At 68.7% G+C, this 23,048-nt stretch carries 20 protein-coding genes and 1 pseudogene; 8 read left to right on the plus strand and 13 right to left on the minus strand.

Annotation, left to right across the window (positions count from 1 at the left end; all coding sequences use genetic code 11):
* Window positions 1-13: 13 nt before the first annotated feature.
* The 9 genes from FZ033_RS13020 to FZ033_RS13060 form a co-directional block, all read right to left on the minus strand.
* A complete protein-coding gene (locus FZ033_RS13020; RefSeq protein ID WP_149576561.1) occupies window positions 14-1,642 on the minus strand; it encodes a sulfite reductase subunit alpha in 1,629 nt (542 codons plus the stop codon).
* An 87-nt stretch (window positions 1,643-1,729) separates the two neighbouring features.
* Complete coding sequence (locus FZ033_RS13025) at window positions 1,730-3,502, minus strand: NirA family protein (RefSeq protein WP_149576562.1); 1,773 nt, start codon at window positions 3,500-3,502, stop codon at window positions 1,730-1,732.
* Between the two features lie 11 nt (window positions 3,503-3,513).
* Window positions 3,514-4,734 carry an NAD(P)/FAD-dependent oxidoreductase gene (locus tag FZ033_RS13030; protein WP_149576563.1) on the minus strand — a complete coding sequence of 407 codons (1,221 nt, stop codon included), beginning with the start codon at window positions 4,732-4,734 and terminating at the stop codon, window positions 3,514-3,516.
* 23 nt (window positions 4,735-4,757) lie between these two features.
* A complete protein-coding gene (locus tag FZ033_RS13035; RefSeq protein WP_149576564.1) occupies window positions 4,758-5,180 on the minus strand; it encodes a globin family protein in 423 nt (140 codons plus the stop codon).
* Window positions 5,181-5,247: 67 nt separating this feature from the next.
* Complete coding sequence (locus FZ033_RS13040; protein ID WP_149576565.1) at window positions 5,248-6,042, minus strand: ABC transporter ATP-binding protein; 795 nt, start codon at window positions 6,040-6,042, stop codon at window positions 5,248-5,250.
* 36 nt (window positions 6,043-6,078) lie between these two features.
* Window positions 6,079-6,972, minus strand: coding sequence for a nitrate ABC transporter permease (gene ntrB / locus FZ033_RS13045; RefSeq protein ID WP_149576566.1), 894 nt, complete (start codon window positions 6,970-6,972; stop codon window positions 6,079-6,081).
* 86 nt (window positions 6,973-7,058) lie between these two features.
* Window positions 7,059-8,414, minus strand: a complete 1,356-nt coding sequence (locus tag FZ033_RS13050; RefSeq protein WP_188079469.1) for a CmpA/NrtA family ABC transporter substrate-binding protein — start codon at window positions 8,412-8,414, stop codon at window positions 7,059-7,061.
* Window positions 8,415-8,993: 579 nt separating this feature from the next.
* Window positions 8,994-10,127: a CmpA/NrtA family ABC transporter substrate-binding protein gene (locus FZ033_RS13055; RefSeq protein WP_149576567.1), complete on the minus strand. Its 1,134-nt coding sequence runs from the start codon at window positions 10,125-10,127 to the stop codon at window positions 8,994-8,996.
* Window positions 10,124-10,714: an ANTAR domain-containing response regulator gene (locus FZ033_RS13060; protein WP_149576729.1), complete on the minus strand. Its 591-nt coding sequence runs from the start codon at window positions 10,712-10,714 to the stop codon at window positions 10,124-10,126. The genes FZ033_RS13055 and FZ033_RS13060 overlap by 4 nt, the downstream gene beginning before the upstream one ends.
* Before the next feature lie 295 nt (window positions 10,715-11,009).
* On the opposite strand from FZ033_RS13060, the gene FZ033_RS13065 reads away from it, so the two are divergent.
* Genes FZ033_RS13065 through FZ033_RS13075 form a run of 3 tightly spaced genes read left to right on the plus strand, consistent with a single transcriptional unit; the run spans window position 11,010 to window position 14,445 of the window.
* Window positions 11,010-12,605 (plus strand): hypothetical protein, encoded by a 1,596-nt coding sequence (locus FZ033_RS13065; RefSeq protein WP_149576568.1) that lies wholly within the window; start codon window positions 11,010-11,012, stop codon window positions 12,603-12,605.
* 8 nt (window positions 12,606-12,613) lie between these two features.
* Window positions 12,614-13,540 (plus strand): hypothetical protein, encoded by a 927-nt coding sequence (locus FZ033_RS13070; protein ID WP_149576569.1) that lies wholly within the window; start codon window positions 12,614-12,616, stop codon window positions 13,538-13,540.
* Window positions 13,537-14,445, plus strand: coding sequence for a hypothetical protein (locus tag FZ033_RS13075; RefSeq protein WP_149576570.1), 909 nt, complete (start codon window positions 13,537-13,539; stop codon window positions 14,443-14,445). The genes FZ033_RS13070 and FZ033_RS13075 overlap by 4 nt, the downstream gene beginning before the upstream one ends.
* A gap of 122 nt (window positions 14,446-14,567) precedes the next feature.
* Here FZ033_RS13075 and rplS read toward each other — a convergent pair whose 3' ends face one another.
* From rplS to FZ033_RS13095, 4 genes and pseudogenes are all read right to left on the minus strand, one after another.
* Entirely contained in the window at window positions 14,568-14,990 is a 423-nt protein-coding gene (rplS, locus tag FZ033_RS13080) for a 50S ribosomal protein L19 (protein ID WP_138401222.1), read from the minus strand.
* Between the two features lie 104 nt (window positions 14,991-15,094).
* Window positions 15,095-15,814, minus strand: coding sequence for a tRNA (guanosine(37)-N1)-methyltransferase TrmD (gene trmD, locus FZ033_RS13085; protein WP_149576571.1), 720 nt, complete (start codon window positions 15,812-15,814; stop codon window positions 15,095-15,097).
* Window positions 15,815-15,872: 58 nt separating this feature from the next.
* A complete protein-coding gene (gene rimM / locus FZ033_RS13090; RefSeq protein ID WP_149576572.1) occupies window positions 15,873-16,430 on the minus strand; it encodes a ribosome maturation factor RimM in 558 nt (185 codons plus the stop codon).
* 265 nt (window positions 16,431-16,695) lie between these two features.
* Window positions 16,696-17,355, minus strand: a pseudogene (locus FZ033_RS13095) (GntR family transcriptional regulator); the annotation flags it as partial.
* 139 nt (window positions 17,356-17,494) lie between these two features.
* Here FZ033_RS13095 and FZ033_RS13100 point away from each other — a divergent pair.
* The 5 genes from FZ033_RS13100 (at window position 17,495) to FZ033_RS13120 (ending at window position 23,048) form a co-directional block, all read left to right on the plus strand.
* Window positions 17,495-18,118 carry a TRAP transporter small permease gene (locus tag FZ033_RS13100; RefSeq protein WP_149576574.1) on the plus strand — a complete coding sequence of 208 codons (624 nt, stop codon included), beginning with the start codon at window positions 17,495-17,497 and terminating at the stop codon, window positions 18,116-18,118.
* Entirely contained in the window at window positions 18,118-19,383 is a 1,266-nt protein-coding gene (locus FZ033_RS13105; RefSeq protein ID WP_149576575.1) for a TRAP transporter large permease, read from the plus strand. Before FZ033_RS13100 ends, FZ033_RS13105 begins: the two co-directional genes overlap by 1 nt.
* A gap of 41 nt (window positions 19,384-19,424) precedes the next feature.
* The gene (locus FZ033_RS13110) at window positions 19,425-20,417 is read left to right on the plus strand and encodes a TRAP transporter substrate-binding protein (RefSeq protein WP_149576730.1); all 993 of its coding nucleotides are present in this window, start codon (window positions 19,425-19,427) and stop codon (window positions 20,415-20,417) included.
* A 70-nt stretch (window positions 20,418-20,487) separates the two neighbouring features.
* Window positions 20,488-21,417, plus strand: a complete 930-nt coding sequence (locus FZ033_RS13115) for a dihydrodipicolinate synthase family protein (protein ID WP_149576576.1) — start codon at window positions 20,488-20,490, stop codon at window positions 21,415-21,417.
* Window positions 21,418-21,596: 179 nt separating this feature from the next.
* Complete coding sequence (locus FZ033_RS13120; protein WP_149576577.1) at window positions 21,597-23,048, plus strand: FAD-binding oxidoreductase; 1,452 nt, start codon at window positions 21,597-21,599, stop codon at window positions 23,046-23,048.

The following is a 23,048-nucleotide window of genomic DNA, read 5'->3' on the forward strand; positions in this document are numbered from 1 at the left end:
AGGCTGTTCGGGGTCAGTAGACGTCGGCCTGGTAGCGGCCGGCGGTCTTCAGGTCGGCCACGAAGCGGGCTGCTGCCTCTGCCGAGAGGCCGCCATGCTCCACCGCGACGGCGACCATGGCCGCTTCCACGTCCTTGGCCATGCGCTTGGCATCGCCGCAGATGTAGAAGTGCGCGCCGGCGTGAAGCCACGCCCATAGCTCCGGCCCCGCCGCGCGGATCTTGTCCTGCACATAGACCTTGCCGGCGCCGTCCCTCGACCATGCGGTGTCGAGGCGGGTGAGGGTGCCGCAGGCCTGAAGGCCGCTCAGCTCGTCCTCGTAGAAGAAGTCGGTGTCGCGCTTCTGGTGGCCGAAGAACAGCCAGTTGCGGCCCGGCGCCTTGGTGGCGAGGCGCTCGTGCAGGAAGGAGCGGAACGGGGCGATGCCGGTGCCCGGCCCCACCATGATCACATCCTTGGAGAGGTCGGCCGGCAAAGCGAAGCCGTGGGCCTTCTGGATATAGGCCTTCATCCGCGTGCCCGCCGCGATCCGCCCTCCGAGGAAGGTGGAGGCGACGCCGAGCCGGGTGCGCCCGGTCAGGTCGTAGCGCACCGCGTCCACCGTCAGTGTCAGCTTGCCGGGGGTCGCCGTGGGGCTGGAGGAGATGGAGTAGAGGCGCGGCTGGAGCGGCTCCAGGCATTCCACCAAAGCTTCCGGATCGGGCCGGATGCCGGGGAATTTCTCCAGCGCCGCCAGCACGTCGAGGGTGGCGGCATCGCCGTCCGGGTCCTCGCCGGAAGCCAATGCGCGGGCCTTGGCCTTGCGCTCGCCGCCGGTGATGTAGGAGATGAGGGTGAACAGCGCGTCGGGGGCCGATTTCAGGCACACCTCGCGGGAGAGCACCTCGCCGAGCGTCTTGTCGGCGATGGGAAAGTCCGGCGGAGCGTGGAGCGCTGAGAGCACCGCCGCCACCAGGTCCGGATTATTCACCGGGAACACGCCGAAGCTGTCGCCGGCCACATAGTCGATGCCCGAACCGGCAAGATCGAATTCGATGTGCCACGTCTCCTTCTCGGAGCCGTCCTTGTTGAGGCGCGTGCGGCCGAGGAAGGTGACTTCGCCGGGATTTTCACGGGTGCCCAGCGGTGCCGGGGCGTGGGGCTCGTGGGCGTAGGAGACAGTGGTGGGGGCGGCGGCGGCCGGCTTGGCGGCCGGGGCGGAGGTTTCCTCGGCCAGCTGCTTCAGCATGCGCAGGGTCTCCTTGCCGCCGGGGGCGCAGAGGTTGAGCTTGCTTTCGGCGCCATCGGCCAGGGCCTTGGCGTAGGTCTCGCAGACATAGCCGCACTGGCCGCAATCCTGCTGGGCCATGGCCGCCATCATGCGCCGGGGCAGCGCCTTGCCCTCCGCCAGCGCCATGCGCTCGGACAGCGGCATGGCGGGGTCGTGCCAGGGTGCGCCATCGTCCTCCGCCTCCACCGCCGGGGCGGGCATGTCGGGCATCAGCGCCGCCGCGTCGCCCGCCGAGAGGGCGGTGGGGGCGCTGACCTGATCGGCCGAGAGGATGGCGGCGAAGAAGCCGTTCAGCCACGCCCGCTGCTCGCCGGTGAAGGGCGCGCTGTCGGGCAGGACGGGCACAACGGGAATGCGGGTCTGGAGGCTCATGGCTGTGGTCTCGGTGTCGGATGGCGCGCCTGCGGCGCGAAGTCGTGCGTCAGGCCGCCTGGCGGCCATTCGGATCAGGTGCGGTGCTCATGCCGCCTCCCCCTCCGCCAGCGCCTTCAGCGCATCGGGGTCCATGCGGCGGGTGAAGGGGGCGAAGGCCTCGCCGGCCTGCCGATGGGCGAGCCAGCTCTTCAGCAGGCGCTCCACCACCATGGGGGCGTCCTCCGCCTTCACGTCGCGATAAAGCTCGCGGGCGATGGCGGCATCCGCGCCGAAGCCGCCGCCGACGAACAGGTGATAGCCGTCCACCGTGTCGCCATCGTCATTGATGGCCACCCGCGCGCCGATGAGGCCGATGTCGCCGATATAATGCTGGGCGCAGGAATTGTGGCAGCCGGTGACGTGGATGTTCACCGGCCCGTCGAGGTCGAGGCGCTCCTCGCAGTGGGCGAGGATGGCGCGGGCCGTGCCCTTGGTGTCGGCGGCGGCGAAGCGGCAGCCCTTCGATCCGGTGCAGGCCACAAGGCCGGCCTGCAGCGGCGTCGCCTGCGTGGAAAGGCCCAGCGCCGCGATGGCGGTGCACGCCTGCGCCACGTCCGCGTCGGCAACGCCCGAGATCAGCAAATTCTGCCAGACGGTGAGGCGGATGTCGCCGTCGCCCAGGCGGGCGGCGATGTCGGCGAGGCCGTGCATCTGCTCCACGCTCATGCGGCCCACCGGCAGGCCGACACCGATATAGTTCAACCCCGGCTGCTTCTGGGCATGGACGCCGAGATGGGCAAGGCGGTCGGCCTCGGCGCGGGGCGCAACGGCCTCGCCGGGCAGGCGGGTGAAGGGGCGGCCGAGCTTCTTTTCCACCAGCGCGAGGAAGCCGTCGAAGCCCATGGCGTCGAGCACGTATTTCAGGCGCGCCTTCTTGCGGTCGGTGCGGTCGCCGGTGTCGATGAAGGCACGCACGATGGCGGCCGCCACCTCGGTTGCCTCCTCCGGGCGCACCACGATGCCGGTGTCGCGGGCAAAGTCCTTGTGGCCGGTGATGCCGCCCAGCGCGAGGCGCAGCCACACGCCCGGCGCCACGCCGAAGCCGTCCTTCACCTCCACCGCCTGGAAGCCGATGTCGTTGGTGTCCTCCAGCGCGCCGATGGTGCCGGCGCCGTCAAAGGCCACGTTGAACTTGCGCGGCAGGCCGTACATGTCGCGCGTGTTGAGGATGTAGTGGTGCCACTCCTTGGCGAGCGGACGGGTGTCGAGCAGTTCCTGGGTGTCGATGCCGGCGGTGGGGGTGCCGGTCACGTTGCGGATATTGTCCGCCCCCGAGCCCTTGGCGGTGAGGCCTAGATCCACCAGTCTCTCCAGCACCGCGATGCCGTCGGTGGCCGGGATCTCGCGGATCTGCAGGTTGGCCCGGGTGGTCACGTCGCTGTAGTTGCCGCCGTGGGCGGCCGCGATGTCGGCGACGCCGCGAAACTGCCAGTGGGTGAGGATGCCGTTGGGAATGCGCAGGCGGCACATGAAGCTGTCCTGCGCCGGCGCCACATGAAACAGGCCGTGGAACTTCCAGCGGAACACGTCCGGCCCCTTGGGGAAGACGCCCTCGTGCGCGGCCGTCTTCATGCGGGGGTAGGCATCAAGGCCCAGCTCTTCGCGCTTGCCCTTTTCTTCCGGCGTGAGCTTCTTGCCCTGCGCCTCGAAGCGGGCCATGGCCTTCAGGCCCGCCGCGTCCGGGCCGGTGGGCTCGGCGGCAATCGCCGGCGCGCTCGCGCTCGCGGGCACGGCGCCGCGGGTGATCTGCACGGCCTTGGCGCCGGAGACGAAGCCTTCCAGATAGCGTTTCTGGTCGATGGAAAAATCGCCGCCCATGATGTCTCTCCTCAGGCCGCTGCGGCGATGGCGTCCCGCCCGAAGGCGAGATCGGCACGCATGGCGGTGATGGGGGTGCGTTTCGTGATGAGGTCGAGATAGAACAGGCCGTCCGCCGTATCGCCGAACAGCACGGCGCCCGCGAGCAGGCCGTCCTTCACGATGAGCCGGCGATAAACGCCAAGCCCCCGGTCGGTGAGCACGATGTCTTCCGTGCCCTCCCCGCCGGTGACGTCCCCCGCCGAGAAGACGGGAACGCCCGAAACCTTCAGATTGGTGGCTACCACCGAGCCGTCGTAGCGCGCCTCTTCCCCCGCCAGCCGCCGGGCGAGCACGCGGGCCTGCTCATAGGCCGGCGCCACGAGGCCATAGGCGATGCCGCGATGCTCGGCGCATTCGCCGAGGGCGCAGATGGCGGGATCGGAGGTGGCAAGGGTGTCGTCCACCACGATGCCGCGCTTCACCTCCAGCCCCGCCGCGCGGGCAAGATCCGCATTGGGGATGACGCCGCAGGCCACCACCACCAGGTCGGCCTCGACCACCCGCCCGTCCTTGAGTCTCAGGCCGGTGACGCGGCCTTGCTCATCGCCCTCGATGGCGTCGCTGGCGGCCTGAAGCAGCACCTCGACGCCCTTGGCTTCCACCGCCCGCCGCAGAAAGCCGGCGGCAGCGGGATCGAGCTGGCGCTCCATCAGCCGGTCCATGAGATGGACGAGGCTGGTCTTCACCCCCGCTCCGGCGAGGCCCACGGCGGCTTCCAGGCCCAAGAGCCCGCCGCCGATCACCACCGCCCGCGTGCCGGGCACGGCGGCGGCGGCAAGCAGCGCCGCCACATCCTTCAGGTCGCGGAAGGTGTGGACGCCACTGAGGTCCATCCCCGGCAGGGGCAGGCGGATGGGGTGCGAGCCGGTGGCGAGCACGAGGCGCGCATAGGGCAGGCGCCGCCCGTCCGCCAGCACCACTTCGCGCCGGGCGCGGTCGATGGCGGCGGCGGGGGTGCCGTATTGCAGGGTCACGCCGCGATCGCGCCACCAGGAGGCAGGCTTCATCTGCGCGTCCGCGGCGGTCATGTGGCCGGCGAGCACTTCGGAGAGCAGCACCCGGTTGTAGGCGAGGTGCGGCTCCGCCCCGATCACCGCGACGGCATAGCGGCCCAGCGCGCGCTGGCTCAGCTCCTCGCAGAGCTTCGCCGCTGCCATGCCGTTGCCGATGATGAGGAGGGGCTCGCTCATGTGCGTGTCCTCTGGCTTTGCCCTCAGGCCACCGGCTCGGGGGCTTCGGCGGCGGCGATCATGACGGAGGAGAGGAGGCCGTAGGCGTCCGCCCAGGCGGTCTTCACCTCGGGGGTGAAATCGGCGCCAAGTCCCTGCTCCAGCGTCCACAGCAGGGCGGCGCCCACGGGGGCGTAGTGCTCGGTCTTGACGCCATAGCCCACATGCTTGCGGGCGAGATTCTGCGCGGCGGGCACGATGCGCGGCAGGTCCTTCAGCCCGGCCACCACCACGCCGAGGGTGGCCATCAGCTTCTGGCCCTGGGTGGTCATGTCGCCCTTGAACAGGGGCTTCACTTCCGGCGCGATCTCGAACAGGCGGCCGTAGAACAGGCCCGCCGCCGTATCGGCGATGGGCGCCACCTTGGCGAAGCTGGCCTGGACCAGGTCAATCTGGGTCGGTGTCATGGCAATCTCTCCGGCTTTGAAAAAGGGGTGGAGGGAGCGGGCGCATCCGGCCCGCTCCGAAAAAGGATCAGGCGGCTTCCACGTAGCGGTGGCGCTCGTGGAGGAACTTCAGCACCGCCTCGCGGGCCTTGAGGTAGGTGGGGTTGGTGACCAGCTCGAGCCGCTTGCGCGGACGCGGCAGGCCGACCTCCAGCACTTCGCCGATGCGGGCGGAGGGGCCGTTGGTCATCATCACGATGCGGTCGGAGAGCAGCACCGCCTCGTCCACGTCGTGGGTGATCATGAGGATGGTGTTGCCGAGGCTCGCATGGATCTGCATGACGCTGTCCTGCAGGTGGGCGCGGGTGAGGGCGTCCAGCGCGCCGAAGGGCTCGTCCAGCAGCAGCACCTTGGGTTCCATGGCCAGCGCCCGGGCGATGCCCACGCGCTGCTTCATGCCGCCGGAGACTTCCGAGGGGCGCTTGTCCTTGGCGTGGCCCATCTGCACCAGGTCGAGGTTGTGGATGGTCCAGTCGTGGCGCTCGGCCCGCGAGCGGGTGCCGGAGAACACCTTGTCCACGGCGAGGCGCACATTGTCGTAGACGGTGAGCCAGGGCAGCAGCGAATGGTTCTGGAACACCACCGCGCGGTCCGGTCCGGGAGCGTTCACCTCCTTGCCGTCGAGGATGACACCGCCGGTGGTCACCGGGGTGAGGCCGGCGACGATGTTGAGCAAAGTGGACTTGCCGCAGCCGGAATGGCCGATGATGGAGATGTATTCGCCCTTGGCGATGTCGAGGGAGACGTCGCGCAGCACCTCCGTGGTGGCGGCGCCGCGGGTGAAGCTCTTTCCGATCTGGCTGAGCTCGAGATAGGCGGGCATGGAATGCTCCTCGAAAGTGCGGTCAGGACGCAGGGCTCAGGATGCCTGGGTGCCACGGGTGACGAAGGAGCCGACGCCGGCCACGAGGCGGTCGAGCACGAAGCCGACCACGCCGATGTAGACGAGGGCCACGATGATGTCGGGCAGGCGGGAGGAGTTCCACGCATCCCAGATGAAGAAGCCGATGCCGACGCCGCCGGTGAGCATTTCAGCGGCCACGATGGCGAGCCACGACAGGCCGATGCCGATGCGCAGGCCGGTGAAGATGTAGGGCGCCGCCGACGGCAGCATGATCTTCCAGAAGAATTCGATGGGGTTCAGCCGCAGCACCAGCGCCACGTTGCGGTAGTCTTGCGGGATGTTGCGGATGCCCACTGCCGTGTTGATGATCACCGGCCAGATGGCGGTGATGAAGATCACGAAGATGGCCGAGGGGTTCGAGTCGCGGAAGGCGGCGAGCGCGATGGGCAGCCAGGCCAGCGGCGGCACCGTGCGCAGCACCTGGAAGATGGGATCGAGCCCGCGCATGGCCCACACCGACTGGCCGATCACCGCGCCGAGCAGGATGCCCACCACCGCCGCGAGGCCGAAGCCCACCGCCACCCGCTGGAGCGAAACCAGCACGCGCCAGCCGAGGCCGATATCCTGCGGGCCGGCGACGAAGAAGGGATCGAGGATCAGGTCCTTGGAATCCGCCCAGATGCGGCTCGGCGGCGGCAGGGTGGCGCCGGGGCCGGAGCACAGAAGCTCCCACAGGAGGCCCAGCAGCAGCACCATCACCAGCGGCGGGAGGACGGTGACGGCGACATTGCGGGCGATGGCGGGTAAGCGCGAGGGGCGCGTTGCGGAAGGGGCGGCAAGACGGACCACGGCGGCGCTCCCGGAGCGCCGGGCCTCTTTGGGCGGCTCTTTCAATGCGGTGACGGACATGGGGCAAGGCTCCGGTTCGGGGCGTGTCGTGTGTTCGGGTCGCCAACCCTCTCCCGCATGCGGGAGAGGGTTGGTCGGGCTTGTCCTCAGGCCTCGACGCGCTTGATGCCGAGGCTTTTCAGGTAGGCCTGCGGATCGGCGGGATCGAAGACCTTGCCGTCGAAGAAGGTTTCCTTGCCGCGCGAGGTGCCGGCGGGAATATCCGCGGCATCGACGCCCAGCTCCTTGGCGGCCGCGCGCCAGATGTCCTCGCGGTTCACCTTGTTGACGAGGGCGTTGATATCCGTGGAAGGCTCGAACTTGCCCCAGCGGATGTCCTCGGTGATGAACCAGGCATCGTGGCTCTTGAAGGGATAGGACGCATGGTCCTTCCAGAACTTCATGTAGAGATCGGTGCCCTTCTCAACCCGGCCGTTGCCGTAATTGATGTCGCCCTTCAGGCGGCCGATGATGTCGGCGACGGGAACGTTGAACCACTGGCGCTTGCCGACGATCTCGGCCAGCTCCTGCTTGTTCTCCATCTTGTCGCACCATTGCTGGGCTTCCATCACCGCCATCAGGATGGCCTTGGTGGTGTTGGGGTTTTTCTCCACGAAGTCGGCGCGCATGCCGAGCGCCTTCTCGGGATGGTTCTTCCAGATCTCGCCGGTGGTGCAGGCGGTGAAGCCGATGCCCTGGTTCACCAGCTGCTCGTTCCACGGCTCGCCCACGCAGAAGGCATCCATGGTACCCACCTTCATGTTGGCCACCATCTGGGGCGGCGGCACCACGATGGTGGAGACGTCCTTGTCCGGGTCGATGCCGGCGCTCGCCAGCCAGTAGCGCAGCCACAGATCGTGGGTGCCACCGGGGAAGGTCATGGCGACTTTGACTTCCTTGCCGTCGGCCCTCTTCTTGGCGAAGGCTGTCTTCAGCGCTGCGGCGTCGGTGGTGACCTTGAGGTCCTTGTATTCGTTGGAGACCGAGATGGCCTGCGCGTCGAGATTGAGCCGCGCCAGGATGACCATGGGGGTCGGCACGTTGTTCTGCGTCACCTTGCCGGCGGAGATCAGGTAGGGCATGGGCGAGAGGATGTGGGCGCCGTCGATGCCGTTCTTCTCGCCGCCGAGCACCAGGTTGTCGCGGGTGGCGCCCCAGGAGGCCTGCTTGTTGACTTCCACGTCCGGCACGCCGTGCTTGGCGAAGAAGCCCTTCTCCTTGGCGATGACCAGAGGCGAGGCGTCGATGAGGGCGATATAGCCCAGGATCGCCTTGGTGGTTTCCGGCGCGGCCGCATAAGCGGAGGGCACGCCGCCGGGGAAGCCCATGCGCACCGCCTCGAACAGGGCGGCGGTGCCCAGCGCGGCCGCCGAGCCCTTCAGCAGCGAACGGCGGGAGAGGCCTTCGGCGGAAGCGGGAGACTGGGTCGTCGCGGCAGACTTGGTCTTCGAAGCGTCGCTCATCTTGGTTCCTCTGGATCGGCGGACGGCGCAGAGGGGACCCGGAACAAAAAAAGCCGCAGGACATCACGACCGGCCCAGAGGCCATCGGTGTCAGCGGCTTTGCTGCGGGTCCCGTCATTGGGACGAATGTTATGGGTGGCGCGATCTTCGTTGACCGTGCTTGGGGATGACCAATGCAAGCGGTGGGCCAAGTCGGCGAAAATGCTATCTATTTGAAATTGAACTATTTATGAGGTGGTCAAAATTCAGGCAGTGGAAATGCCTGCTCTGTGGTTGCGCATAGGTGCGGTGCACTTGCATTCAAATTGTGCGCTGCGGTGGGCTCGCAGAGAGCCGCGTCGAAACTATTTGCAGAGGTCTTTAAGTGTTCCAGGACCGACATGGCCGGGCTTGACCCGGCCATCCACGCGGGGAGGCCGGGAAGGGGTTTCGCAAGCTGTCCCAAGCGGTTCGGCGTGGATGCCCGGAACTCGGGTGTTCCCGAGTTCCGGTCTACGAGAACCGAAGTCGGCAACAGCCGACTTCGCGGACAAGCCCGGGCATGACGGTTGAGCGAGGCTAAAGGTCCTGCCTGCGCGCCTAGCTCCCGCCCCCCAGGAATGCCCGCGCATCGAACACGGTGCCGAACTGGGTGGCCACGCAATCAGGCTCCGGATGCTTCACCGGCACCGGGCCCACGGCCTCATCGAAGATGTCCGGCCGGTAGACGCTCATGGCTTCGCGCGCCGCGTCGGCGGCGAACTCGCCCTGGCCGGCAGAGACGATCTGGGCATACATCCACAGGGCATGCTCGCGCTCGGGCCGGTTGGCGCCGTCGCGGTTGAGCACCAGATAGTCGGGATGGGCGCGCAGCCGGCCGCCGGGCGCCGAATGCAGCCGCCCGTCGAGGGTGCGCTTCAGCACGTCGGCGGGCAGGTTGAGATGGCGCGGCTCGCTCAGGAGCCGGGCGAGGTCGTCGTGGTTGGCCGCGTCCTCGCACCAGCGGGCGGCGGCGTGGAGCGCGCGCACCAGCCGGTGCAGCAGTTCGGGGTCGGCATTGGCGAAGCGGGCGTGTACCCCCAGCACCTTTTCCGGGACCCAGCCGAAGATTTCCGAACCCAGCACCGCGATGCGCCCGACGTCCGCCTCCACCGCCACCGAATTCCATGGCGAGCCCACGCAGAAGCCGTGGATGAGCCCGCCGCGCAGGCTCTCGGCCATGTAGGGGGGCGGCACCACCACGAAGCGCACGTCGCGGTCCGGGTCGATGCCGCCGCCGCTCAGGAAGTGGCGCAGCAGATAGGTGTGGGTGGAGAAGGCATAGACCGAGGCGAAGGTGAGCGGATCGCGGCCCTCGGCCTTGCGCTGGCGCACCACCTTGCCCAGCGCCTGCGCCGCGCCGAGGGCGGTGGAGAGATCCTCCCCCACCTCGCCCATGGCGGCGTAGATGTGCTTGTCGATGGTAATGGCGCTGCCGTTGAGATTGAGCGCGAACGGCACCACCAGCGGCACCCGCACATGGCCGAGGCCGAGCGAGGAGGCGATGGCCAGCGGCCCCAGCATGTGGGCGCCGTCCAAAAGGCCCACATTCACCTTGTCGCGGATGTTGGCCCAGGACACCTCCCGGTGCAGCTCGATCTCGATGCCCTCCGCCATGGCGAAGCCGCGCTCGGCGGCGGCGATCAGCACCGCCGCGTCGGTGAGGGGGATGAACCCCATGGCGAGCCGTCTCATCGCAGGAGCTCCGCGGCGGTGATGATGGACTGGGCGATGTCGGCGATGCGCTTCTTCTCGTTCATGGCGGTGCGGCGCAGCAGGCCGTAGGCGGTTTCTTCGTCGATGCCCTTCATCTTCATGAGGATCATCTTGGCGCGGTCCACCACCTTGCGCTCCTCCAGCTGGGATTTCGCCTCCTCCAGCTCGGCCTTGAGCCTCGCGAAGGCGCGGAAGCGGGAGATGGTGGTCTCCAGGATCGGCTTCACCCGGTCCTTGCGCAGCCCGTCCACCACATAGGAGGCGACCCCGGCCTCGATGGCATCCTCGATGGTCTTGCTGTCGGTCTGGTCCACGAACATGGCGATGGGACGCTTCACCTCGCGGCTCACCTGGAACATCTGCTCGATGGTGTCGCGGGAGGGGTCCTCGAGGTCGATGAGGATCACGTCCGGGTCGATGGCGTAGATGCGCTCGAGCAGGTTGGTGCGCCCGGTGATGCGCAGCACGTTGTGGAAGCCGGCCTCCTTCAGGCCTTCCTCCAGAATGGCGGCGCGGACGGGGCTTTCGTCCACGATCACGATCCGCAGCGAGAGGTCGTTCGCCATGAGGGTCCGCAGCATGGGACCGGTCCGCGGGAATGGACGGGTCCGAAGAAGGGGGCGGGCCGGCGGGAAGCGGTCCTGCGCCACCTCACCCGCCGGGGCCTCCAAGGTCAAGCCTTACCGGGCGGCGGCTTGCCGCACGTCGCGCGCGCGTTGCCGGCGTGAACAGGCGATTCCCTGGTCGGCGGTGGCGGAACGGCTTCCGTCCGGACCGATGGCGCTCTAGAACGCGGGCGAATGCGGCGTCGCGCCGCGCGTCGGGGTGCACAGGTCGGGTGCTTGGGTCGGGGTGCTTGGGATGATGGCGAGCATGGAGGCGGGCGAGAGGCGACGGAGCACCGTGGCGCTGCGAGGCCTCATCTTCCTCATCGTGGTGCTGCTCACCACCGCCGTCATGGTCGCCCAGCAATTGGGCGCCGGCGCCTATGTGGCGGAGCTTGGCGCCACCGATCCCGACGAGGCGCGCCATTTCGTCACCGCCCTCATGGTGGCGGACCATGCCGCCGCCGGCTTTCCCGCCGCGGGCGCCTTCGCGGCGGACTATGGCCTGCACGCCCCGCAGGCGCTGCCGCTTGCCCGGCTCACCCTGTTCCATGGGCTGGCGGGCGGCTGGCTGATGCTGTTCACGCCCACCACGCCGGCGGCGCTGCTGCTGCCGGCGGTGCTGGCCGCGCTTCTGGTGGTGAGCGCCGGCTGGGCCACGGCGCGGGCGGCGGGCGTGCTGCCGGCGGTGGCGGTGGGCTTCGTGCTCGCCGCCCTGCCGCTGCTGCGGGAGGCGAGCTTCGTGCTGGGCCTCGACCTGCCGCTGGCCCTGTTCACGCTGTTGTCCGCTTTGGCCTTCGGCCGCCATATGCGGCGGGGCACCCCGGCCTCCGCTGCCCTGTTCGCCGCCGCCGGGGCTGTGAGCGTGCTCATGGCGCCGGCAGGAGCGGTAGTTCTGCTGCTGCCGCCGCTGGCGGCGCTCATGGCCAGGCGGCTCGATGTGATGCGGCGGGCGCGTGTGCTCGTGCCGCTGGCGGGCCTCGCCCTGCTGGCGGCCGTGGTGGCCCTCACCACCGGCCGGCTGCCGCCGGTGGTGACCGCCGATGCGCCGGCTTTCGTCTGGCAGACGCTGCGCGCCGCCTTCGGCACCCTGCCGCTGGCCTGCGCTGTGGCCGGCCTCGTCTTCACCGTCTTCGATGGCTGGCGCCGGGATGAGGATGCGGTGGACCCGGCGGTGCTGGCGCCGGTGGCGGCGCTGGTGCCCGCCTTTGCCCTCGCCTTCTCGCTGGGCGCCGGCCGGGGCGTGGCGCTGGATGCCGTCGTGCTGCTGGCGCCAGTCGCCATGCTGGCGGCGTTCGGTGCCATGCGGCTCATCGGCCTTGTGGTGTCGGGCTGGGGTACCATCCGGGAACTGGCGGTGGCGCTCATGCTGCTGCTCGCCGCCATGCCGGGCCTGCTCCAGCAGGTGCGCAAGGGCGCCATCGGCATGGATGCGGCGGCGGAAGCCTTCCTCGCCCGCGATGCGGCGCCCCCGGTGATCGTCGTCGCAGGCGATGGGCGGGGCGAGGCGTCGCTGGGGGCCGCCGTCGCCCAGCGCGACCGGGCCCGCCGCAGCTTCGTGGTGGATGCGAGCCGCCTGCCCGCCGCCACCCCCGAAGAACTTCTGGCCGCCCTTGACGCCATGGGCGCTGCCGCCCTCGCGGTGGAGGCGCGGGAGACCGGGGCTGTGCCCGCCAGCCGGGTGGCGCAGGCGACAGTCGCCGCCTTCCCGGACCGCTTCCGCGCCATCGGCACCTTCCCGCGGGCGGACGGGCGGGGCGAGGTGGTGCTTTATGCGCTCTCCCGCACCGCGCCCGCGCCTTCGGACCCCGCCCCCGTCCTGCGCCGCCTCTCGGCGCCGGCCCAGCCCTGAGCCGCCCCATGCGCGATCTCGCCGATTATTCGCTCAAGGAGTGGCTGGGAGGCGCCCCGCTGGCCCACCGCCTGCGGCGCGCGCGCAACCGGCTGGTGGACCTTGTCTATGCCCGTCGGCAGGCGGACGGGCAGGCGGCGCTGGTGGCGCGGCTGAAGGCTGAGCGCGCCCCCGCCCTGGCCTTCACCGTCGCCTTCAACATGCCCGAGGCCATCGCCCTGCTCTCTGAGGCTATGGCCCGCTTCCTGCCCCAGACGCCGCTGGTGGTGTGCGACAATTCCACCGATCCCGCCGCCCGCGCCGCCATTGCGGCTTTGTGCGCGGAGCGGGACATCGCCTATTGCCCGCTGCCGGCCTCGCCCTATCGCGGCGGGCGCAACGGCTCGCGCTCCCATGCGGTGGCGCTGAACTGGATCTGGACCAACCTCGTGCGGCCGGCGGCGCCGCCGGTGGTGGCCCTGCTCGACCACGATCTCCTCCCGCTTCAGGCCGACGACCTGCCGGCCCGCGTTACCGCCCAGCCCTGCTACGGCATGGCGCGCCATGGCGAGGGCAATGGGGCCTGGTATCTGTGGCCGGGCTTCAGCGTGTTCAATTACAAGGCGGTGCAGGGCCTGCCGCTGGACTTCGGCACCGACACCCCGCTCACCCTTGACACCGGTGGGCAGAACTGGAACGTCCTTTACCGCCGCCTCGACCGGGATGCGCTGGCGTTTGCCGAAACCCGCACCGTGTTCGTCGCCGATCCCGGCACGGAGGCGGGCGAGGATCACCTGCTGGTGGACGGCTGGCTGCACGCCGGCGGCGCCGGCCATGGTGGGCGCGGACGGGCCTTCGACACGGTGGCGCGCGCCTTCGCGGCGGACCCGGACGGTCTTCTCGCCAGACTGCGCGCCGGCGCGGACGGCACCACCGCATCGGGAGCAGCCACATGAGCGGGTCTGAAGGGCACAAGCGGGCCGGCTTGTCCGGCCTCGTCGCGGCGCTGCCGGGCCTGCACTGGCTCAACCACGCCCGCTACGCGATGATGGACCGCCTCTATCGCGACCGCCCGGCCGAAGGGCAGGCAGAGGTGGTGGAGGCGCTGAGCCGCCGCCGCGACGGCGCTCTTGCCCTCACCATCGCCTACAACGTGCCGGAGGCGGTGGCGCTGCTGGCCGATTCCATGGCGCGCTTCGCCCCCGGCACGCCGTTGCTCGTCTGCGACAATTCCACGGAGCCGCAGGCGCGGCGCGAGCTTGCCGCCATCGCTGCCGAGAAGGGGCTCTATTACCTCGCCTTGCCGCCGGCGCCCTTCGTGCGGGTGCGCACCGCGCGTTCCCATGCCGCCGCAGCCAACTGGGTGTTTCACAACGTGCTGCGCAAGGTGAGGCCGCGTGTGTTCGCCATGCTCGACCACGACCTGGTGCTGCTGAAGCCCACCGACCTTGCCGCCTTGGTGGCGCGGCAGCCGGTCTATGGCCTCCAGCGCTGGAGCAGTCGGGTGAAGGCCTGGTACCTGTGGCCGGGCTTTTCCATCTACGACGGCAGCCTCGTGGCGAAGCCTTTGGATTTCGGCCCCGACCGGCTGCTGGGCACCGACACCGGCGGGCGCAACTGGCACGTGCTGTTCCGCAAGCTTGATGTGTCGGGCTTTGCCTGGCCGCACGCGCGGTCGGTGCGGGTCCCTTCACCAGATGGGAGCTGGAGCGAGCCGAAGATGCTGCTGGATGCCTGGCTGCATGTGGGCGGCGCCAGCTATCGCGGCGGCGAGACCGCGCTCGCCGAGATCCGCCGCGCCTTCGATGCCGATCCGGACGGCCTGTTCGCACGCCTGCGGGACGACGCGCCGGGGGAGTGACCAGCCTGGATGCCTTCGCTCAGGCACCGAGCGGGCTCGAAACGAAAAAACGCCCCCGGGCGGTCCCGGAGGCGTTGAATACGCGAAGCTTCAGGCGGCGGATGCCGGCCTTGAGGCTGGTCTCACTCGGCGGCGGTGGGCGCGGGGGCGGACTTGCCGCCCTTCTTGATCTTGCCGTCGGCGGTGCGGTCCTGGCGCTCGGCGATACGGGCCGACTTGCCGCGGCGATCGCGCAGGTAATAGAGCTTGGCGCGGCGCACCTTGCCGCGGCGCACCACCTTGATGGAATCGATCAGCGGCGCATAGACCGGGAACACGCGTTCCACGCCCTCGCCGTAGGAAATCTTGCGGACCGTGAAGCTCTCGTTGATGCCGCCGCCGGAACGCGCGATGCACACGCCCTCATAGGCCTGCACGCGCGAGCGCTCGCCTTCGACGACCTTCACGTTCACGATAATGGTATCGCCGGGCTGGAAGTCCGGGATGGCACGCTTTTCGGCGAGTTTCGCCGCCTGCTCGGCTTCGAGCGTCTGGATGATGTTCATGTCGCCAACCTTTTGCAGCCACCGGTTCGGCAAAACGCCCCGGTGCCACGTTGTGTCGTTTTAAGTTAAGGGACGCGGCTCCATAGCCGAGAAACAGGGCCGTGTCATTCCCTTTCCTTCATGGTCCCGTCATGCGGGGATATTCCCGAGAGCAGGTCCGGCCGCCGCGCGCGGGTGACGGCGAGGGATTCACCGTGGCGCCAGCGGGCGACGCGGGCGTGATCGCCTGAGGTCAGCACGTCCGGGATGGGCTGGCCCTCGAACAGCTGCGGGCGGGTGTATTGCGGATATTCCAGCAGGCCGGCGGAAAAGCTCTCCTCGGTGCCGCTCTCCGCCTTGCCCATGACGCCGGGAATGAGCCGCACGCAGGCATCGAGCAAAAGCAGCGCCGCCGCCTCGCCGCCGGACAGCACCACGTCGCCGACGCAGATTTCCTCGAGGTTGCGGGCCGCGACGATGCGCTCGTCCACGCCCTCGAACCGCCCGCACAGGATCACCGCGCCGGGGCCTTCCGACAAAGCGCGCACCCGCGCCTGGGTCAGCGGGGCGCCGCGCGGGGTCATGAGCAGGCGGGGGCGGGGATCATCGGGCGGGGAGACCGCATCGATGGCGCGGGCCAGCACGTCGGCGCGCATGACCATGCCGGGGCCGCCGCCGGCGGGGGTGTCGTCCACGGAGCGGTGCTTGTCGAGGGCATGGTCGCGGATCTGCACCGCCTCCAGCGCCCACAGCCCCTTCTCCAGCGCCCGGCCAGCCAAGGCATGGCCGAGCGGCCCGGGAAACATCTCGGGATAAAGGGTGAGGATGCTGGCGCGGAAGGTCATGGTGGCGTGATGGGGGAGGGGAGCGCCCGAGTCAAACGGGGGGTGGGCAGCGCCGGGCTCACTCCCCCCCGGTGTCTTCGCCCTCTTCCGGCTCTGCCGGGCGGCGTTCCACGAAGGCTTCGGCGATGACCACGCGCCGGCCGGGCAGGTCCACCACCGGCACCGCATCGTTGGAGAAAGGCACCATCAGCGTCTTGGCCTTGGTGGCGGGCAGGGTGGGGGCATATTCCAGGATGTCGCCGGCGCCGAAATCCTGCAGCGCCACCACCGTGCCGATCACCGCGCCGGTCTCGTCCTGCACGTCGAGGCCGATGAGGTCGGCGTGGTAGAAGGTCTCCTCGTCGTCGGGCGGCGGCAGGGCATCGCGGGGGACGAAGAGGTCCACATTGGTCAGCGCCTCGGCCGCCGTGCGGTCGGCGATGCCCTCGATGCGGGCGACGAAATGGTCCTTGGCGGCGCGCAACGTGGCGATGCGGAAGCGCTTCTTGCCGGTGGCGTCGGTGAGCGGATCGTAGTCCAGCACGGCGCCGGGATCTTCGGTGAAGACGAAGAGGCGCACCTCGCCCCTCACGCCATGGGGGGCGCCGATGCGGGCGACGAGGATGCGGTCGGCCATGAAGTCTCCGGAACGGACGGGTCTGGCGCTCAGTATCGGACAAGAGCACGCGTTCTGCGATCAGCTTGGCGAGGCAGGCTGACCGGCGCGTGCTCTAGCGCAGGTCCTCGCCCTTTGCCAAGGACTTGGACCGTGTCCTGCGCCGGGTGTCCGCGCCGGCCTCCTCCGTCGTCGTCTCGCCCGTGCCCTCGCGCATGCCCTGGTCCGCACCTTGGCGGGGTCCGTCTGTCGACCTGGCGCGCGCCGCCCGCTGCTCGATCACCCGAAGCAGGTCGGCGTGCACCTTGCCGATATGGCCGTCGAGGAAAGAGGTGGCCTCCGCCACGGCGCCGGCCCGGCACAGGGCGATGAGCTGGGCGTGCTCGCTCTTGGCCCGGTCCATGGCTTCCGTGGTGGAGAGCTGGAGCCTTGTGTACCGGTCCGAGGTCTGGAGCAAAGCGGCGACGATCTGGCGGGTGCGGGGCAGGGCCGCGCGATCATAGAGCGCCATGTGGAAATCGGCGTTCAGGATGCCCCACTGGCTCACGTCATGGGCCTTCGTGGCGGCGGTGAAGCGGGCGTGGATGGCGTCGAGCTTGGTGAAATCCGCGTCGGTGAACAGCGGGATGGCGCGCTCCAGCAGGCGCGGCTCCATGATCCGCCGCAGCTCGAACACGTCGTTGATCTCCTCCACCGACAGGTCGGAGACGATGGCGCCCTTCTGCGGCACCATGCGCACCAGCCCCTCGGCCTCCAGCTGGAACAGCGCCTCGCGCACCGGGATGCGGCTGACGCCATAGGCATCCGCCAGCGCATCCTGCCGCAGCTGGGTGCCGGCGGGATGGGTGCCGTCGAGGATCGACTGGCGCAACTGGTCAAGGATCGCCGCCGAGAGCGTGCGGTGCTTGAGGCCCTTCTGGGCGGCGGTCGGACTGCCGGAATTCATGCTGCCGGAATTCATGGGATCTGAGCTACAGCAAAAAGCGTTGGCGGGGTATTGACGTGTCGAATGTATAAAATCTACATTTGGATTGAAAGCACCAAATCGAGACCCACAAGGGTCCGCCTTCCAGAGCGACGAAAACATGAACCATGCGACCAAGACAGGCGCCGCGGGAGTGGGGCCGTGCGGGCTGGTGCTCGCCCTCTCGTCCGGCCTCCTCGCCTTCGAGCGGGTGGCGGTGATCGGACTGATGGGGCTCGTCAGCTTCCTCATCCTGCTGAATGTGGTGACCCGCTATACCGGGACGCCCATCTACTGGATCGACGAATCGGCCATCTATGCGGTGGTCTGGCTGAGCTTCATCGGCGCCTCGGCCATGACGCGCCTGCGCCTCGACTTCTCGGTGGGCATGCTCACCGAGCGCCTGCCGCCCACGGGGGTGAAGGTGGCGCGGGCCATCGCCACGGCCTTCACCGTGCTGTTCGGCCTCATGCTCTCCTACATGTGCTGGCTGTGGATGGATCCCGTCGGCATCGCGGCGGCCGGTTTCGATGCCAAGACCTTCGCCGGGGAAAGCTTCAACTTCTTCTATACGGAACACACGCAGACCCTGAACTGGCCCACCTGGGCCATCAGCCTCGTCATCCCGCTGTTTGCTGTCTCCATCACCATCCACGGCCTCGCCAACCTGGTGGAAGACCTGGAATTCGTGCCGCGCCGCGTCTATCGCGGCTTCCCCATGGCCAATGCGGAGGCGGCAAGCTGATGGTCACCACCGCCGCATTCCTCATCACCATGCTGGTGGGCGTGCCCATCAGCCTGTGCCTGGCCCTGTCCGGGGTGGCGTTTATCCTCGCCACCGGCAACCCGCTGCTGCTGCAGACCTTTCCCACCCAGCTGTTCGGCGGGGTGGACAGCTACGGCCTCATCGCCATCCCGCTGTTCGTGCTGATCGGCGAGATCATGAACGGCGGCGGCATCACCCGCCGGCTCATCGACATGGCCATGGCGGTGGTGGGCCGCATGCGGGGCGGGCTCGCCTACGTGAACCTCATCGCCAACATGCTGGTGTCGTCCATCCTCGGCTCGGCCACGGCGCAGGTCGCCATCATGGCGCAGATCCTGGTGCCGGAGATGGTGAAGAAGGGTTACGACAAGACCTTCGCCGCCGGCCTCACCGCCTATGCGGGCATGCTGGGGCCCATCATCCCGCCGTCCATCATGTTCGTGGTCTATTCGGTGCTGGCGCAGGTGTCGGTGAGCGACATGCTCATCGCCGGCATCATCCCCGGCGTGCTGTTGACCGGGCTGTTCTGCGTCTGCGTCTACATCATGGGCTTCTTCTACGATTACCCCAGCGGCGAGACCATGACCTGGCGCCAGCGGGTGGACATCGTGCTGAATGCCATTCCCACCTTGCTCATCCCCATCGTCATCGTCGGCTCCATCCTCACCGGCCTCGCCAATGCCACGGAATCGGCGGCGGTGGGCGCGCTCGCGGCCCTGCTCATCGGCCGCTACTGGACCAAGGAACTGTCGTTCTCCGAACTGCCGCAGATGCTGCTGAAGGCCGGGCTCTATTCCTCCGTCATCCTGTTCCTGGTGGCGGTGGCGGCGGTGTTCTCCTGGGTGCTGGTCTACGGCAAGATCCCGCAGGCGGTGGCGGCCTGGGTGCAGACCGTGGCCCACGACCCGATCTCCTTCATGCTGCTGGTGAACGTGATCCTGCTGGTCATCGGCACGGTGATCGACGGCGCGCCCGGCCTCATCATGACGGTGCCGATCCTTTTGCCCATCGCCGTGGATGTCTACCACATCGATCCCGTGCATTTCGGCGTAGTGGTGGTGATCAACCTAGTCCTCGGCTTCCTCTCCCCGCCGGTCGGCCTGTGTTTCTTCGTGGCCTCCGCAGTCACGGGGGCGAAGGTGGGGCGGATGTTCTGGGTCACCCTGCCGTTCTTCTTCGCTTCCTGCGCGCTTCTGGTCCTGCTGTCGCTGGTGCCGTGGCTGTCCACCGTTCTCGTCAAATAAAAAACCAACCTTCCCGGAGCCCTGCCATGTCTCGCCCCGTCATGACTTTGTCCCGTCGTCATTTCCTCATGACCGCCGCCGCCGGCGCCGCCCTTCCGCTTGCCATGCCCAGCGTGGTGCGGGCCCAGGAGGCGCGGGAATTCCGCCTCGGCATCATCACCCCGGGCGGCCATCCCTGGAACGTGGCCGCCGACAAGGTGGGCGCGCTGCTGAAGGAGGAGACCAAGGGTCGCCTCTCCATCACCGTCTTCCCCTCGGGCCAGCTCGGCAACGAGGCGGCCATGCTGCAGCAGATGCAGACCGGCGCCCTCGACATGGGCTGGATCATGACCGCGGAACTCGGCTCGCGGGTGCCGGCCATCGCCGCCATCAACGCCCCTTGGGTGGTGGATTCCACCGCCAAGGCCGGCAAGCTGGTGCGCACCCCGGTGGCCATGAGCCTCTTGGACGTGCTGCCCAAGGAAACCGGGACAGTGGGCCTCGCCTGGGGCATCACCACCATGCGCGTCGTGTTCTCCGCGAAGCCCATCACGGGCATCAAGGACCTGAACGGCATGAAGCTGCGCATCAACACCACGCCGGCCTATCGCGACTTCTACCAGCTGCTCGGCGCCGCCCCGACGCCGATCCCCACCCCGGCGGTGTTCGACGCCATGTCCAACGGCCAGGTGGACGGCCTGGAGGCCGACCTCGACTTCTCCTGGAACCAGCGCTTCGACAAGGTGTCGAAGACCATGCTGAAGATGGACGCCATCTTCATGCCGGTCATCGCGCTGGTCTCCGGCCGCGTGTGGCAGACGCTCTCGCCCACCGACAAGGCGCTCATCAGCAAGCTCACGAAGAGCGCGCTCGACGCCCAGGTGGACGAGACGGTGGTGAACGAGCCGGTACTGCTGGAGAAATTCAAGGCCGCGATCCCGATCAAGGTGGCGGAAGTGGCCGACCGCGAGAAGATCATCGCCGAATACGACAAGATCTGGCTGCCCAAGGCCCCGATCCTCGCCGACCTGCGCAAGGCCGGCGCCGCCCTCTGATCCCTGAAACCCGCACGCGGACAGGGCAGGGCCTTGTCCGCACCCCTTATCGACACAAGGATGACATGAGATGAAGCCGGCAATCAGCTGGGAAGGCGTCTTCCCGGCCGTGACCACCCAGTTCCGCGACGACTATTCGCTCGACATCGACGCCACCGCCAAGGTGATGGAAGGCCTGATCCGCGACGGCGTGTCCGGCATGATCGTGTGTGGCACCGTGGGCGAGAACTGCTCGCTGACCACCGCGGAGAAGATCCAGGTGATGGAGGCCGGCAAGGCGGTGGCTGCCGGCCGGGTGCCGGTGATCTGCGGCATCGCCGAATTCACCAGCGACTTCGCCATCGCCACTGCAAAGGAGGCGGCCAAGGTGGGCGTGGACGGCATCATGCTCATGCCGGCGCTGGTGTATTCCTCCAAGCCCCATGAGACGGCGGCGCATTTCCGCACCGTCTCCAAGGCCACCGACCTGCCGGTGATGATCTACAACAACCCGCCGGTCTACAAGAACGACGTGACCCCGGACGTGGTTGCTTCCCTGGTGGATTGCGAAACCATCGTCTGTTTTAAGGAAAGCTCGGGCGACACCCGCCGTTTCATCGACCTGCGCAACAAGGTGGGCGACCGCTTCATCATGTTCGCCGGCCTCGACGACGTGGTGGTGGAGAGCATCGCCATGGGTGCGCAGGGCTGGGTGTCCGGCATGTCCAACGCCTTCCCGCGCGAGGGCGAGACCCTGTTCCGCCTCGCCCGCGCCGGCCGCTATGCGGAAGCCATGACGCTCTACGAGTGGTTCATGCCCCTGCTGCACCTCGACGCGCGCCCCGATCTCGTCCAGTGCATCAAGCTGTGCGAGCACGTCATGGGCCGTGGCACCTTCCTCACCCGCCCGCCGCGCCTGGCGCTGCTGGACCACGAGCGGGCCGAGGTGGAAGCGCTGATGGCGGCCGCCCTCAAGACCCGTCCGGAACTTCCCGACGTGGGGCTGAAGGCCGCGGCCTGAGGACTTTTCTGGCCCGGCCTTGCTCCCTCTCCCGTTTGCGGGGGAGGGATGGGGAGGGGGCCTGTGCACGGTCCTGGCGCGACATGGGGTGTGAAGCACACCTGAGTGTGCTGCCCCCTACCGTCCCGCACCCAACCCCACCCTTGCGAAGCCGGGGGCCGTGCGGCACCCTCCCGGCCATGTCGAGCCACGCCCCGCACCCCATCCTTCTCGATGCCGCCCGCCTCAAGGGGCTGCTGGAGCGCATCGCCGCGCGCATCGGTCCCGCCCGCGTGGTCACCGATGCGGCGGAGCTTGCCCCCTGGCTGGTTGAAGGCCGTGGCCTGTTCCAGGGTGCCACCCCGGCCATGGTGGAGCCGGCGACCACGGAAGACGTGTCCTTCATCGTCGCCGCGTGTGCCGAGGCGGGGGTTCCCGTGGTGCCGCAGGGCGGCAATACGGGGCTTGTGGGCGGGCAGGTGCCGTTCGGCGGCCTTCTGGTGTCGCTGCGGCGCATGAGCCGCATCCGCGACCTTGATCCCGTCGACCTCACCGTGGTGGCCGAGGCCGGCTGCACGCTGCATCAGGTGCAGCAGGCGGCGGCGGAGGCGGGCTGCCTGTTCCCCCTCTCCATCGCCTCGGAGGGCAGCTGCCGCATCGGCGGCAACCTCTCCACCAATGCCGGCGGCACCGCCGTGCTGCGCTACGGCAACATGCGGGAATTGACCTTCGGGCTGGAAGTGGTGCTGCCGGATGGGCGGGTGTGGAACGGCCTGTCCCGCCTGCGCAAGGACAATACCGGCTACGCGCTGAAAGACCTGTTCATCGGCGCGGAAGGCACCCTGGGCATCATCACCGCCGCCGTGCTGCGGCTCTATCCGGCGCCGCGCGCCCGCGCCACCACCCTCACCGGCCTTTCAAGCCCCGATGCCGCCCTCAAGCTGTTCCAGCGGCTGCGGAACGTGGCGGGGGACGCGCTCACCGGCTTCGAGATCCTGCCGCGCTTCGGCATGGAGACGGTGCTGAAGCATATTCCCGGCACCACCCGCGCGCTGGCCGGCGACCACGGCTGGTATGCGCTTGCGGAACTCACCTCCACCCGTCGCGACGACGACCTCTCCGCGCTGGCGCTTGAGGTGTTCGGCGAGGCGTTCGAGGCGGGGGAGATCGAGGATGCGGTGATCGCCGCCAGCGAGGCCCAGGCCGAGGCCCTGTGGAAGCTGCGCGAGGCGCTGTCGGACGCCCAGAAGTTCGAGGGCGGCTCCATCAAGCACGACGTGTCGGTGCCGGTGTCGCGGGTGCCGCACTTCATCGCCGAGGCGGCCCGCGCCTGCGAGGCCCACATGCCGGGGGTGCGGGTGTGCGCCTTCGGTCACATGGGCGACGGTAACATCCACTTCAACCTGAGCCAGCCGGTGGGCATGGACAAGGCGACCTATCTTGCCGGCTGGGAAGAGTTCAACCGCATCGTCCACGACATCGTGGCGGGGCTCGGCGGCTCCATCTCGGCGGAGCACGGCATCGGCCTGCTCAAGCGCGAGGAACTGCCCCTCTACAAGGACCCGGTGGCGCTGGAGCTGATGGCGGCCATCAAGGCCGCCATCGATCCCAAGGGCCTCGCCAATCCCGGCAAGGTGCTGCTGGGAGGGTAA

The organism is Xanthobacter oligotrophicus (genome assembly GCF_008364685.1).
Classification (GTDB): domain Bacteria; phylum Pseudomonadota; class Alphaproteobacteria; order Rhizobiales; family Xanthobacteraceae; genus Xanthobacter; species Xanthobacter oligotrophicus.